This is a genomic window from Rhizobium cauense (genome assembly GCF_019511525.1).
Taxonomy (GTDB): domain Bacteria; phylum Pseudomonadota; class Alphaproteobacteria; order Rhizobiales; family Rhizobiaceae; genus Rhizobium; species Rhizobium cauense.
Map to the genome: position 1 here is coordinate 231,500 of NZ_JAEUAT010000004.1, position 14,267 is coordinate 245,766.

8 protein-coding genes are annotated in these 14,267 nt (G+C 57.6%); 1 reads left to right on the forward strand and 7 read right to left on the reverse strand.

Going from position 1 to position 14,267, the window contains the following annotated elements:
- Nucleotides 1-93 precede the first annotated feature (93 nt).
- A complete protein-coding gene (locus tag JNB88_RS09620; protein ID WP_220355258.1) occupies nucleotides 94-447 on the forward strand; it encodes a hypothetical protein in 354 nt (117 codons plus the stop codon).
- A 1-nt stretch (nucleotide 448) separates the two neighbouring features.
- Here JNB88_RS09620 and JNB88_RS09625 read toward each other — a convergent pair whose 3' ends face one another.
- From JNB88_RS09625 to JNB88_RS09650, 7 genes are all read right to left on the reverse strand, one after another.
- A complete protein-coding gene (locus JNB88_RS09625) occupies nucleotides 449-1,210 on the reverse strand; it encodes a reverse transcriptase domain-containing protein (RefSeq protein WP_220355452.1) in 762 nt (253 codons plus the stop codon).
- A 56-nt stretch (nucleotides 1,211-1,266) separates the two neighbouring features.
- Entirely contained in the window at nucleotides 1,267-3,033 is a 1,767-nt protein-coding gene (locus JNB88_RS09630; protein ID WP_220355259.1) for an ABC-three component system protein, read from the reverse strand.
- Nucleotides 3,030-3,278 carry an ABC-three component system middle component 6 gene (locus tag JNB88_RS34370; protein ID WP_338110982.1) on the reverse strand — a complete coding sequence of 83 codons (249 nt, stop codon included), beginning with the start codon at nucleotides 3,276-3,278 and terminating at the stop codon, nucleotides 3,030-3,032. The genes JNB88_RS09630 and JNB88_RS34370 overlap by 4 nt, the downstream gene beginning before the upstream one ends.
- A complete protein-coding gene (locus JNB88_RS09635) occupies nucleotides 3,262-3,729 on the reverse strand; it encodes an ABC-three component system protein (RefSeq protein WP_220355260.1) in 468 nt (155 codons plus the stop codon). Before JNB88_RS09635 ends, JNB88_RS34370 begins: the two co-directional genes overlap by 17 nt.
- A 28-nt stretch (nucleotides 3,730-3,757) precedes the next feature.
- On the reverse strand, nucleotides 3,758-4,207 hold the full coding sequence (locus JNB88_RS09640) for a hypothetical protein (RefSeq protein ID WP_220355261.1): 450 nt from the start codon (nucleotides 4,205-4,207) through the stop codon (nucleotides 3,758-3,760).
- A 325-nt stretch (nucleotides 4,208-4,532) separates the two neighbouring features.
- Nucleotides 4,533-10,658, reverse strand: coding sequence for a DEAD/DEAH box helicase (locus JNB88_RS09645; RefSeq protein WP_220355262.1), 6,126 nt, complete (start codon nucleotides 10,656-10,658; stop codon nucleotides 4,533-4,535).
- Complete coding sequence (locus JNB88_RS09650; RefSeq protein ID WP_338110983.1) at nucleotides 10,655-14,071, reverse strand: STY4851/ECs_5259 family protein; 3,417 nt, start codon at nucleotides 14,069-14,071, stop codon at nucleotides 10,655-10,657. The genes JNB88_RS09645 and JNB88_RS09650 overlap by 4 nt, the downstream gene beginning before the upstream one ends.
- Nucleotides 14,072-14,267 lie beyond the last annotated feature (196 nt).

Below are 14,267 nucleotides of genomic sequence, written 5' to 3' on the forward strand. Positions count from 1 at the left end.
TGTAATCGACCTGGAAGATCACACAGTTGGCTAGACGTTCTGACAAGCGGTTTCGCTGCCCATGGAAGCTGTCAAAACCGAACGACGATCCTTATGTCACCCTGCCGGTTTACCTTGCAGGATCGCCGCGGCGCTTCGTCCCCGAAGAGCATGGTGCCGCCACCGCAGAAGAAGAACTGGCTTCAGGAATTTTTCTCGTCGGGGCCCGTCACCGAGGCTTACGCACAGGACAGCAAGGACGCTACGGTGGTCGCGGTCAGTTGGATGCGGCAAGGCATCGTGGTTTTCATGATTGTCTGCATCACTATCCTGCTTATCGGCTTCCTCATCCTGTATTTCAAAACCAGTGACCCCGAAAAGTTGAAGTTCGCTGACCGCATGATACGGATGATCGTGGGTTTCTACATCGGGGTCGTCACTGGGCTGTTGGGAATTCCGCCCGTATAGCTCAGTTCGACGGAGCCGCTGGCGGTGGCGTGGACGCAGGAGCTGTCGCCGCACTTGCCCGTGCAGCGAGCGCCGCGCGCCGCGCCAGGAAATGCTTGCGCTTCTTGCGGCGCTTCGCTCCTACACGCCATGTATGCGACTTCACGATATCGCAATATGCCTCGAACGCCTGTTCACCTGCGGCAGTATGAGGCTCACGGTGAAATTCAGCGATACGATGCGGCAACACCTCAGTGATGCCGTTCTCCAAGCTGCAGTTGAAAATGTCGATTTGAGGCGATGGTGTGCGTGTCTTCTCTCCATTGAGAGTGAACCCCGCATCTTTCAACGCAGCAATCAAGCCCTCAAACGACTCGCGAAGTTGGTCCTCATCCTGAGCGGACAAGCAGATGTCATCCATGTAAACCGAAACCGCGACGCTCGGATGCAGATTGCGGAGGTAGATGCCGGCGGGGGATTTCGCCAGCACAAGCGTTGCCGCGATAGGCGACTGGACGAAACCATATGGGATGACGTACCCACCGCCTTCATAGGGGTTCTTGACCGTAGACCACCTCGCGTAGAATTCGGGCTTCGGAATCCCGATAGCCTTCAGCGCACGCTTCAGACGGTTGCGGTTGATGCTGTAGAAAAACCGCTTGATATCGACACGACAGAAGAACTTGTTTTGACGATGCCGATGCAGGGCGGCGACGTGCGAGCCGTCCTTGAAATGGTAGATGAATTTGTCGAACGTGAAGCGGTTGGAAATCTTACGCTTCAGCGCCTTGCCGAGCTAACGCGTCTGACCTAGACATTGGACTATTGCCATCTCTGGCTTCAGCCAAAACGGAACCCAAAAAGGCCGCCATCTGGAGTGTCTTCGAGAACGACGGGCAAAACATGGCTCGTAGCATCGAAGCCTTCGGCGAACTCCAATCTCTCAAACTCGTCCGAGTTTAGCATCGCAATGTACTGACCGCCGACCTCAGCCGTCAGGCGCGCTCCGAGTTCCAGGGCGGTCGCTCTTTGTCGGCTGTCGACGGGGTCGAACAGATGACTGTCGTGAATAAGGAAGCCTGGCCCGCCGAGCCTTTTGGAGGCGACCTTATACAGCGCGTAGTCGAAGCAGAAGATTTCCATGCTGGCGATCCCACCGCTGGTCCCGGCTTCGATCTCGACCTTGAATTCTGGACCCGACGGCAATGCGTTGATCTCAAACACGCCCCATCGATCGGCGTAGAGCGCGGTACGGGCTTCGCGGACCGCGCTGACAGCTTCGCCAATCGCATGCGAGCGGGCGGCAAGGTCATTCTGCAGTCGCAGGAGAAGCGTGTTCTCGACGGCTTTCGTCTTCGTCTTCTTTGACTCGATGGACTGGGCGTCCTCAAACTGTCCTTGCAATCGAGCGAACGTCTCTTCCTTTTGCGCAAGCCGCTGCTGCATCATCGCCATATCGCTGAACGCTCCTTTGCCTTCGAGTTGTCTCAGGATTTCCGAACGTCGGCCGGCAGCCACGGTCTTCTCGCCGTCGATCTCAGCAAGCCTCGTTTCGACAGAGGCCAGTTCCTCCCCGAGATGAACACGTCGGTTCGCGAGGATGGATTCGTGAAAGATTTTCACGTCTTCAAAACGCTTGGACACTGATCCTGGCAGGTTGATGCCAGCTTCGCTGTAGACACGGTTGACCACTTCAGCGTCTGCAGGCACCTCCTCCTCCAGGCTCTCATTGATGTGCCTTAGCGCGGTCGTGAGGCGGGCAGCTTCGCGGGCGAGCCTCTCAAGCTTCAATCGTTCCGCGTCAGCCTCACTTACGAGTTCGTCGAAGTGCTGCTCGACCTGAAAGTCGGCCACATCCCTCCGAAGTGCCTTGGCGTCGGCTTCGGCGGCGGTCATCGCATTGAAAATGCGCGACAGAGTGTTCGTCTTATCGTCAAGCTTGGCTTTCAGACGCTTGCCTTCTGCCTTTTGGAGCTGTCGCTCCTCCCGCAGTTTCTCGAACTCGATCGCGAGCGTCCAGTCGAGATCGAACAGGTAGGACAAGGCGATCCTCTGCGCGCTCTCGGACTGTTTTCTCTGAAATTGCGTGGCAGACAGGAAGCCCCCGTTTTCGCGGCGACGGGCAAAGTAGCCGATCAGTCCTCGGTAGGTCGGTGCGTGTGGAGCATTGAACGGAGGCTTGTTGCGCTCGAGAGGCAAGCCGAATGTCACAGTGCCAAGCCAAGCCTTCCAATCTTCGTTTTGCACCGCGACCAGACCAAGTAAGTCGGTGGTGTAGGCGATGCCCTCCGGGATACCTCCTGCAAAATCCGGGTAGACCACGCCGCTATTGTTGACCTGACGCCTCACGCGAACCCGAACACCGGAAAACTCGAAATCTCCCCAAAAGGATGCGTCCGCCACATCGGGATACTGCAGAAACGTGTCGCTCGTCTTGTCGCCGCCAAGCAGGAAGTGGACGATTTGTATAATGCTGGACTTGCCGGCGCTATTGCGGGTCTCAGTCTCCCCGGAAGTTTCGTTGCGCTCGGCCAACAGGATGTTGAGACCTTCATGAAACCTGAGCGTTTTGAAGGTTTTGATTGAGCTGCCAATCTCGAAAATCATGAACTCGATCCGTTCTTCAACGCAATTAGCCCCGATCTCCAGTCAACGGCGTCGATCATATAGAGCAGGGTGAGGGCGAGGGTGAACCAGTCATAGCCTACCGGGTATTTTCGGGCCTTGTCACTACGGATACGTTCCCACAACTCGCTCACCGAGCGCGGGCCATTTCTGAGAAGGGAGATGATCTCGCCTCCTATGACGATTAGGGATCGTTCCGCGGGAAGGAATTTAGTTGGCAAAATCATCGATCGTCACCGTGGGGGTCGATACGGGACTTTCTTCGAAGATCACGCAAACCTCAAACATTGTAGCGAGAATGGCCATAGCGGCCGGTTCGCGGTACTCCGCGTTCTCCTGCGTGACACGCCCCATGATTGCTGAGTGGAGTTCGTGCAAAATGTCGTTTGGCGGGAGTCCCTGGTCACGAAAATCCTTGTAGAGACTGCGCAGCCCGTTCGTAACGGTGTCGCTGTCCACTGTTGCTAGGCTTGCCTTAACTTCAGGCGAGAAAACATAGTACTGGCGCATGCGGATGCGCCATCCGAGCGGTATATCGTTGTATGTCAACTTGTTGACGGGTACGACCCATTTGCCATTGGAACTGTCCATAGCTGGTCCGAAAGACTTGACGAGGTCCGCAATTACAAGCGACAGGGCCGGTGGCAGCTTTGATTTGTCGACATCCTGCGAGTCCATGAAACCGATTATTTCCTGGCAATCGTCGTCACTCATACTGCGCAACAGCGACCGGAAATCCCTCGATACCGAAGTGACCCACCTCTACGCCGTCGGACTTTCCTCGCTTGACCAGGCCGTCGAGCGCCATCACCATGTCGGCCGTGAGACCGTCAACCATGTTATGGGTGAACTTCCAAGCCTTCATATCGAGGCCAGACTTCCGGGCTTTGTCATAATCGTCGACCATCTTCTTGCAGACATTTGACGACTTCTGGCTTTTCCCGTTCTCTGCCCCATAGCACTGGTATACGGTTCCGCCGGGAGCCATGAAGCCATCCAGTCCTTTGTCGCCTTTCGAGCCGTTCGCCCGGATCGGAATAAATTCGTTGCCGTGGATGCGCCCGAATACCTTGTTCACGAACGCCTGGAAGGCTGTGCCGTGGTTCTGGCGCAAATGCAGTTCGAGGAGCTTGCTCCAGTTTTCGGGGCGGGCCATGAATGTCTCGTATCGGTCGGAACGACAGAACCTCTATCCTATAGTTCCCTTAAAAAATCGCTGACACAACCGGAACCTGTAACGCGTCGCGGGTCCCGATCCGATCAAGGAAACGTGGACGGTTTCGCAGGTTTAACCGCGTGTCACCTCCGAAGCCTGCGGTCTTGACGAAATTGTCTCATATATCTTCTTCCATGGCATAACTGGCTCGTCGCTTGAGGAGAGCTTCTTCGGTTTGATTATGGAGCGATTGGTATCTATTGCGGTGTGCTAACGACCGCCGGCCAGAGGGTCGACTTTGCCATGGCCGACAGATCGCCAGCCGTTAGATTGCCTTCAGCACGACATAGGTGGGCCATACTCCCTTTCGAGACAGCATAGTGTTCGCTTTGCTCATCGACACCGCTTGAGCGGAGTCCGACTGCTTGAAATCGTGGACCGTGCGACTGTCGCGGACAGTCGGGGACCAAGCGCCGAACCCTTGATCAAAGATCACGGAGGCTGTGCGGCCGTCCGCGAAGGATAAGTCCAGGAAACGTCCATGGCCGCACTCGCCCACGACGACATCGACGGTTACGTTCTTGAGCAAGCCGTATTGCTTCTGCACTGACGCCAACGCAACCTGATCCGGCCAGTCATTCCAGAGGTACTTAGGGGGAGATACCGCGGGCTTCGGTGGCGACGTCGTAATTTTCAGGGACCCGGAAGCTGATCCCTTTAGCAGCGCAGACGCGGTGTCGATCAGCAACTTGGCTGTGAGTGGAGATCGGACATAGGGGTCCTTGTATTCGATCCGGGTGATGGGCGCACCAGCCTCGAAGCCGAGCTCGACCAGGTTCGCCCGGATAAGGCTTGCCATTCCACTCCCGAAAAGGCTCATAGGTCGGTCGAGATTGCTCTCGATGAGAAGCACCTTGGCGCTCGACTGGGGCAGTAAGTCGGATGGAGGGATTGGGGATGTGGGATTGATTTCCGAGATCGTGCCTCGGTAGATCGAGCTTTCTCTCGGCTGACCCCACGTTACCCCCGGGTAGCGCGGCGCTCCGTCCCGCGTCACCCAGACTGTGGTATCCGGACCGCCGGTGACGCTGGCGAAAATCGGTGCCCCGCTTCTGCTGGTCGGCGTGGGGCCAGTATGGATCGCGAAGTCTCCGTCGGCTTGGGAGAGACGATGACCCAGTGCGTGGAGTGTGAGCTTCGAAGCCTGATCAGCCAGCGCGATCGCTGAGCGCGGGACTACGACGACGATTCGATATCCTCGATACGCCCAAGTACTCAGGTTCTGCATGATTGACCAGGATGGGACTTGGCCTAAGTCAGCGTCTTCGGGGAAGTAGATGCGGACGACTGGACTGTGTCGACGCTTGAGTTCCCGGTCGATTTCGTCAGTGACTGAAATGGAGAGTTTGGTGTCGTCGGAGAAACGTTCCGCTGGGTCAACCGCAGCACCAAAGCTCAAATGCGATCTGACGAAGGCAAGAGCGGTCGTTCTGTCGAGCTTGCCGTCCTCGAACGGCGCATCTGGCGTCAGCACGCATGCGGCGCAGCCATCGACGCATCCCGGGTTGCGGCAGTCGAGAATAGTTTCCGCATCGCGCAGAACTTGCGCGATATCGTCGCCCATCGAGATCGAGAAGCCGGCACCGCCTGCGTTTCTGTCGAAAACAAGAAGCGAGCTGCAGTCGCCACCGAGTTCGTTTTTCGACCCGTGAACCGAGTATCCCATCTCATCGGCCTCGACGCCCAGAGAACGTGCGAGCGCCTCGCGCAGAGCGATGACCAAAGCCGTTGCGGCAGCATCTGGAATCCGAAGCGATGACTGCAGCTCGAAGACGTCGGTCGTTATCTCGTAGCCTAGAGCGAGATGACGCTTGATTTTCCACTTTTTCTCGACGCCTTCGCAGACGATGGGGCCGTCGGCGGCCTTCCGTCTCAGCGGGCGATGGCCGTCGAGCGGAGACGGTGAAATCTGTCCCTCGGTGGCTGGAACCGCTTCCTTCTCGGGTTCGGCGCGACCGCAGTGCAAGCAAACCGCGTAACCGTTCTGGGATGGGCCATTGTTTGAATAGTAGACGCTGCCTTCACGGCTTCCACGGTACCGCCCGAGCGAAGGTATCGGGAGGGAGACCCACGGCTCGTCCGAGATCGACACGATTGGTTCTTCTGGCGGAACGTATTCGATCCTGTCGGTGTCGGCATGTTCCTTTTTCCAGTAGTCCACGGCGAAGCCGCTCGGGCGGAGATACTCGACGCTGAGAACCTGAGACCCGCATTCCCGGCACGCGCGAACATCCTGGAGGGTGGTTTCCGCAGCTCCACACTGGGCGCAGTGCCAATGCCGCTTGATGCTTTGAACTTCTCTTACCTTCTCCTCGGTCGCGGGTCTTTTCCAGTTGAGCAGAACACCTGCCGATCGGTGGACCAAACCGTCCAAGACCACTTCCGATCCGGGCGCATAATCGCGGATCGCCAGATCGAGCGATCGTTGTGGTCCCGACAAGCGCGTGTGCCGGCGACCGTCTTTTGACTGCTCCTCGTCTTTAGCTTTCTTCGATCGATGCGGGATAAACGTCACGACGTTCGTCGGGAAGCCGTGGCCTGGAAGAAACCCGCGGTCGGCCAGTGCGCTTAACAGAAACTCGCCGCACAACCTTTGGAGCTCAAGAGACATGCGGGCGCGCCCAGCTTCCTTCATCGTCTCGCCTTCGTCGCGGGCGAGTTGGCGCAGGCCTTCCCATTCATGGACGAAGGCTTCCTCGACCTGCTGCATCGCCACCCTGCAGTCGTCGATCAGCGTGTTTTCCATCTCCAGGACTGATCGCGCGACGAGTTTCTTGAGGTGCTGCTGGCTGGCAACGGCGGTTGACGGTTCTCCGAGCCACTGCAGGAATTGCGAAACCGGAGAATTTTCGACGCGGCCTTCCAATACCTTCACCGGGCATCCCATCAACGCCCCGATGGTCAACTTGAGCGCATCACCGCCCCGTGAAAGCATGTATTGACGGAGAAGATAGGCATTCACGTGCCGTTGAACGATAGGGCGGCTGTTGAGCGCCACCTTAGGCGGGGACATTGATCTTTCGAGATAGGCGAGCGGATTACTAAACGCTTCGCGATCCAACGGCCTGTCTCGGCAGAACGTAAACGCCATGGAGAATGGTTGGCGGCGACGGCCAGCTCGACCTACACGCTGCCGATAGTTGGCGATCGATGGCGGGACGTTTGTCATCATCACGGTGGACACCGACCCGATGTCAACGCCCATCTCCATGGTCGTGGAGCAATTCAGGATGTTGATCCGTCCGTCTTTGAAATCTCGTTCGTAGTCCCTGAGGCGTTGGCTCTCCTGCTGTGCTGAATGCTCGGCCGACCGGAAGTAATCCACGAACAGCGCGAGGCGATCCGAGATATTGATCCAGATTCCTGCCTGTTTCAGGTCGGCAACAGACTGGTCCGCGATCAACCAGTCCGAAACAGTGGACCTTGCCGAATCCGGGTCATCCGGCGCAATAAGCTGAACTGGCATCACCGGCATTTTCAAAGGCGTAGCCGGAGCCGGTGCAGCATTCATACGACTATAAGGAGAAAGCCCGAACGGAGCTATCTCCACAGCCTTCCTCGTGACCGGGCAATTGTACGCTTCGGTCACGGGAGCGATCATCGCCTTGGTGAAGTCGAGCGCGGGATTGTCGCGGTCGGAATTCAGGACGTGCTGCAGCTGATCCCAAGCCATCTGAAGACAGTCCTGCATGTCGTCTTGGTCGCCCGGGTCAGCGATGTTTAGGTTGAGGCCCAGGATAAGCAGCGTCTGGGGCGTGGACAGGCTCGAGAGGTTCCGCGGTACCTTGGGCCACACGACGAAGCGCTTGTCGCCGCCGCTAGATCGTCCGGGGCCGAGTAGCGGGCGCAATCTGATTTGAGGGGCGATCCACCGCATCGTCCGCGGATCAACTGCCACTGCGGATTTCGCGCGGATAAAATGATTGACGACGGCTGTGAGGTAGTGACGCCAGTCTGTCAGGGTCTTCCCACGATCCGCGAACGCGCGGGGCATAGTGGCAGCACGTTCGATGGAGGAGAACTTCAAGCTTGCCAGAGCCAAGGTCTCCAACGAGTTGGCGCGACGCGGCCGCCGGAACAGCTCTCTCAAGACAAGGAATTCGGCAAGCTTTCGTGGATCGCCGAAGCGGTCGGGATCGCGCGGTTCCCAGACTTCCTTGAGCCAGAACTCGATCTCCGGGCGTTTGGACAGGCGCTCAACGAGCTCGTTCCATCCGACGCCAGCCATACTGGCGCTTGTCAGCTTAGCGATCTCGGCGCGCTGCTGGTCAATAATCTGTTGAAGGCCGGGGTTTGCGGCAACCATCGGCTCCATCTGGCTGATAACATTACGCAGATTTGTGACTTCCGGAGTTTCAGCGGTGTCCGACAACGATCCTTGCACAGCGTGATAGATAAACGAGCGGACGAAGTTACGTTCGGACTCGGCCTGGAACTTTGCCGACATTCGTGCCGTTCCCTGTCGGCTATCCGTAAAAGAAATCAGGCCTCTTCCCGACGACGGCAGAGTACGTTGACTATTCGGCCTCGGATCGACTGCTTCAAGAAGGATCGGTGCTGCCGCCGTAACAAGGAATGGCGCGCCGAACCTTACTGGTCGAAGAAGATTGTCGATCCCGCGCAGCGCGTTCGTACCACAGCATGGGCATGTGCCGTCGGCATCCGATTTCTCCTCGTAACGCAAAGCTATCGAGCCGTCGGAGGGACCCGCCAACACGCGCCAGTCCGTCGTTGAGAGATTAATCGTACGTGACGCACGCGACGGTTTGGCAGCGAAAAGGATCGTTTGCTTGGCTACGTACTGCGCCTGCGTGGCTTGCTCCTCGCCGTCATCCTCATCATCGGATTCTTCCGGATCAAGCCCTCCATCGCGTTCGGCCTCGTACTGGAACTCGTCACGGGCGAGACCTCTTCGGGAAGGGCGGAGCCTCCCTGCTGTTCGGTCCTCCTCCGCCTCCAGCATCGGCTCTCCGCACTCCGTGCATGTGATCAACTCGACCACGGGTGCGTCACACGCGTCGCAAGTGTCGAATTTCACCGAGAAGAGCTTCCCGAAAGGCCACCCTGCGGGAGACTTGCCGCAGCCAGGATTGATGCATCCCCAGATGCCCGGGATCGCGCGCTCGAAACTATGTACCCTCATCGGCGCAAGCCGTTCGGGCTCTCCTGTTTCTGGATGCGGCTTCTCGGCCGACCCAAGAAGAGAGAGCAATGCCTCGGCATCGGTTCCCATTGACTTCGCCAACCTTGTTAGGGAGGTCAGCGGCTGCGGCTTCTCTTTGAGCGCCTTCACGAAATCCCAGACCTGGGATTGACCACCCAGGTGGTCGTAGAGTTCCGAGGCTGACGCTGAGAACACATCAAGCTGCGCGGTGCTAGCGCGCGGCTGGTGGGGAAGCGTCCTTTCCCCCTTAATGACGTGGACCTGGCTGTCAGGTACCCCGGCAACCTCGGCGAGGAATTGCCGAAGCTTGTCGTCCGTATCGCGATCATCCCCGATCGTCGCCGAGGTGGCGACGAAATGTACATTCTCCGGTGCGGTGTCGAAGGCGAGGAGAACGCGGCGGATAAGCAGTGCCGTCTCGGCGGCGGCGGCACCAACGAGAGAATGAGCTTCGTCGAGAACAATCCAGCGAAGTTTCCCGCGGGATTTTTCGATGATCGGCTGATCCTCGGCACGCGCGAGCATGTATTCGAGCATTGTGATGTTGGTAACAAGGATCGGCGCGGGAGAAGATCGCAGCTGGTGCCGGTCGATCTGCCGTTCCGGATTGGCTTTGCGTTCACTCTCGGGTTGCGCTGGTTGAGGCAGGTCGCCGTTGTACAGGCAGTAGCGAACTTTGCCCTTGAGAGGACTTGTCCATGCTGAAAGACGTGCGCGCTGGCTCTCGATCAGTGCATTAAGGGGATAAAGCAGGATTGCCTGAACGCCCTCGAGGGTGGCGGCATTCCCCTCGTTTTGCCTTAGCAGATCGCTCAGGATCGGAAACAGAAAGCACTCCGTTTTCCCAGAACCCGTACCGGACGTTACCAAGACAGACTGTGGGACCCCCGGTTGGGAGAGCGTTTCCCAAGCTGCCATCTGGTGTCGGAACGGCTTCCTGGATTTGGGAAATCGATACTCGTCATCTTCGGCAAGCCCATCGAGAATGGAGACCAGCTTAGGATGTAGTACCTCCGAAGGGACCTGCTCCATGTTCTTTGAGGCGGCAACGAATGGATGCGCCCCCTCGATGACGGGGTCCTGGATTACAGAGCCTTCTGCGGCACTCTCGCTGCCCAGCATGGCGCGCAGATGCCTGTTGAGGTCCTCGTTGTTGGTGCCAAGCTGCGCCACGACAGCGTCGACCGAGCGGCGTCTGATGTCGGACAAAGTTTCGAAAGGCTTCATTGTTTGGTCCTGAGCATGCTGAAGAAATGGGGGTAGGCTTGGGAGACAAAGCCGCCGTGATCACGGAGCGTTACGCGCAATAAAACTTCGAGGTCTGGGTCGATAGTAGCGCGGCCCAACGCCGCGGCAGCCAGAAGAACCGGCGCGTTGACTGCATCGAATTCGGCAAGGGTGAAACGGACTTGGAGTTCTTTGGGCAGCGCCATGCCTAGTGCCTCAAGCCGAAGCGCTAGAGGAGAGGCTCGATGGACAGGAGTGCCCTCGGTTTCGCGCTCGCGCTCATCTTTGATGAAATCCTCGAAGACGCTCTCGATAGGCTTCGCCGAGGTTGCTAGCGGAAATCCGATTGCAGAGACGATGACAGCTAAGGCCGGCTCGATTCCGACGAGATCGTAGAACTTATCCCGGAAATATTTGACTAGAATTTGCATCCGGAATTCGTCGGAGCCCGGAACTTGAGAGAGCGCTTCTTCGAGCATCGTGCGTTCGACATCGAATGCCTCTTTCCAGCAGCGAAGGGGTATGGCGAGCCAGATGAAGGGTAGTTGCCCCTGCAGCCCCCACACCGACAACCGTTCCTGATTATCCGCAGCCCCCAAGAGCGCGCGCACCAACGCCTTTGGATGCTGAGGGAGATGACGCAAGGCTTCCATGGCAGAAGGCGGTAAGCCCGCGAGATTGGTGATCATCGACCGGAGATATTTGAGGTCATCGACGGCATCCATTTCGGTGCCCATTTCCTCCAAGCGCTTGGAAATGGCCGCTTGCAGATCGTTGAATGACCGAATAGCGAGGCCCCACCGCAGGGAGCCTACCCGGAAATTCGGAAGGTCGGCGATACCAAACAAGAGCGCGGGTCTGGTCAAGATATCCGGCCCGTCCCGCAGATAGGCGAGGCAGGGTCCATATGCATCGTCAGGCAGCCTATACTTGCCGTCATCGTCCTTAACCAAGTTGCGTTCACGCTCTGGTGCAAGAACCGCCCGGAACACTGCCGATCCGACTGATGGGAGGGTTACCGCGCTACCCTGGATGGGAGGGCGATCCAATCGATATCGCGCCAACCGGATTGGAGGCTTCGAATCGCCAACAAAATGCAAATCAAGCTGTACGTCTTGCTGGTCGGAGCTTGCCAGAATCTGCTCGATCAATGGCTTCAAGGAGGAAATTGCCAGCTCGCCATCGACTTCTACGCAGATGTCTTGTGACTTCGAGCCTTTTCTTGATATTACGAGATTGGCTTTATGGGACGATACCGCTCGCGACCCACGCAGTGATGCCAGGTCTATCTGCTGTCCTTCCCGCACCAATTTTCCCGCGCGGTCCACCACCATCGCGTCGCGTGCAGAGACAGGTACGACGATGGGAATAGGGTGTCCCGATGCTGGCACCAGTTCGGCAGAAAGTCGGTACTTGGGCGTCGCCAAATATTCGAAGCCGTTACCGCTCGGGTCTCCCGTTACGGTTCTGACCGCGCTGTCCTGTAGGCGGACTTTCCACCCGGGCAGATCGGTGATGGACAGCTGCCCTTGAGTCTGCGCGGCTATTTTGGCCTTAACAGAAGCGCCGTGCTGAACGACGGCGACTTTCCTTTTCTCGATCTGGATGTTCGCCTTGGGATCACGCCAGGATATCTCTAGCATCCCGAGATCGGCGATCTCGCCGCGGGGAATAGCCATCCACTGGCCACCAGGTACACGGTAGAATAGCTCATCGCGCTCGATGGATCGTTGCACCCCGTCTCGTAATATGCGGAACGTCAAAGGCGTTTCCAGGATGTCAAAGTCACCGTTCGCCATCACGCCCGTGGAGTGGCGCGCATTCACATCTAGGGTTTCTACTCGTCCTTCCCGGCCAGCCTCGACTCGGTATCGCCCATCTGCGGAAGCGCTGGGTTCCGAAAAGTAGACGGTCCCGAGAACCTCAACGAGAGACTTGTCATCTATCGACCAGATACGCCCCAACGCTTTTTCGTCACCGTTCACCGTCCAGATCGCAGGGACGAGGACGTAAAGTTTCTTTGACGGCAGGCTGGCTGACCCGGTCTTAACCAACCGCAACAGAGAAGGGTACGCCGTGGGCTCATCTTCGTCGAAAACCACGACCTCCGACGAGACCCGATTTCCATTCGGCCAATTAAACGTGTGGAACCTGCTGTTGTCACTCAGGTCAACACTTACATGAGCTGAAAAGGGGAAGCCGACAATCAGGCGGCTCAGGTCAGCGAGTGGACGGGCTCGCCACGTTTGTTGGTCCTCTGACGGCGGCTCGAGGAGTGCGAACTGGCTGGGAATGTAGTCGGCGAGTACGCCCGTAGGAATCGCCCGCCAACGGCTTAACGTCGAAAGACCAAGAAGCTTGCCGACAGGAATATCGCCCGCCGCTTGAATACGCAGGGCAGGTTGCCAACCGCTTGCTTCAAGGCAGAGATATCGTTCGCAGCCAATACCCACTCCCGTGAACGACTCAATTTTCTCGGTAATGAGCCCAGTCAACAGAACTCGTGCCGCAGAGTCCCCTCCTGGCGGCAAGTAGACCGGGATCGTGTCCTTCCACGCAGGGTACTTCGCGTCCAGGAAGGAGACAGGGTCAATGCCTGAGAGTGCTTCGCTCTCCACGAGGGCGCGCCACTTTGCGAGTTCGGTGACAAGCTCGGCGCAGAGGTCGACAAAAGTGTCGTGCCTATAGCTCAACTTGACGCGATAGGACTCATCATGTGCGAAGCTACGGACAGCCTGAAGTTCGTGGGCTGCAATCGCATGGCGCAGCAGCCGTCGCAGATAGTCCCGGAGCCAACCAGCGCCTTCCTCGGCGATAATCCTAACTGGGACGCCACCTTCGAGCGCAAGCGATAGCAAATATTCTTTCGCTCCGCCAATTTCAATTACGCGACGATGCCAGAACAGAAGACCAACCTCTGCCATCTCCCGCTTCTGGTTTCCGTGGATGGCGGGAAAGATATCCGGTGCCAGGGCGTCCCACTTGCGAAAGGTCGACTTCGCCTCCCGCCTGAACCACTCGGCGCAGAACGCGGCGAAGATACCACACGCATTGCGGTTGCTCGGGACCAGTCTGCCTTTGGTCGCGAGCACACGAAGTAGCGTTCTGCCGGATTCGAACTCCCGATCCGTCATCCTGTATCTGTGAAAAGGGCGTCCATCAGGTTGGCCAAGGTCACGGGTTTGAAGGAATGCTTGCATCCAGTTCGTGGCTGGGTCGGCGCTCGATGGAAGCGGGCTTGCCGAGGTTCGTAGCTCCCTGAGCCGTCGGATGACCAGTATCTGCAGTTCGTTGGCGGCGTCAGAGTACCGCTTTTTTAAAACTTCGTTGAGGCGTTCGAGCGTTGGCAGATGGTGGTAGCAGCGCCTGAATTCCGCGCGCAGTCCGTCGTCATCAATATCGTTCGAAATCACAACCGTCCCCACCCAGCGATTCGACTTTATTGTTATCTAAAGTTGAGTGCGCTTCAATATTCAGAATATATAGTCAGAGTAGAAACCACCGGCTTCAATGGTTTCTGCACTTCAAATCCTGAAAACTATAGGTGTCCGCGCGCCCGAAGAACCTCCAAGCGGCAACCAAGCCGCCCGCCATATTTCCCACTAGGAA

Excerpts from the sequence above, each read along its gene's own strand:
- JNB88_RS09620 (WP_220355258.1), top strand. The coding sequence starts at position 94 with ATGTCACCCTGCCGGTTTACCTTGCAGGATCGCCGCGGCGCTTCGTCC.
- JNB88_RS09630 (WP_220355259.1), bottom strand. The coding sequence starts at position 3,033 with ATGATTTTCGAGATTGGCAGCTCAATCAAAACCTTCAAAACGCTCAGG.
- JNB88_RS34370 (WP_338110982.1), bottom strand. The coding sequence starts at position 3,278 with ATGATTTTGCCAACTAAATTCCTTCCCGCGGAACGATCCCTAATCGTC.
- JNB88_RS09635 (WP_220355260.1), bottom strand. The coding sequence starts at position 3,729 with ATGGACTCGCAGGATGTCGACAAATCAAAGCTGCCACCGGCCCTGTCG.
- JNB88_RS09640 (WP_220355261.1), bottom strand. The coding sequence starts at position 4,207 with ATGGCCCGCCCCGAAAACTGGAGCAAGCTCCTCGAACTGCATTTGCGC.
- JNB88_RS09645 (WP_220355262.1), bottom strand. The coding sequence starts at position 10,658 with ATGAAGCCTTTCGAAACTTTGTCCGACATCAGACGCCGCTCGGTCGAC.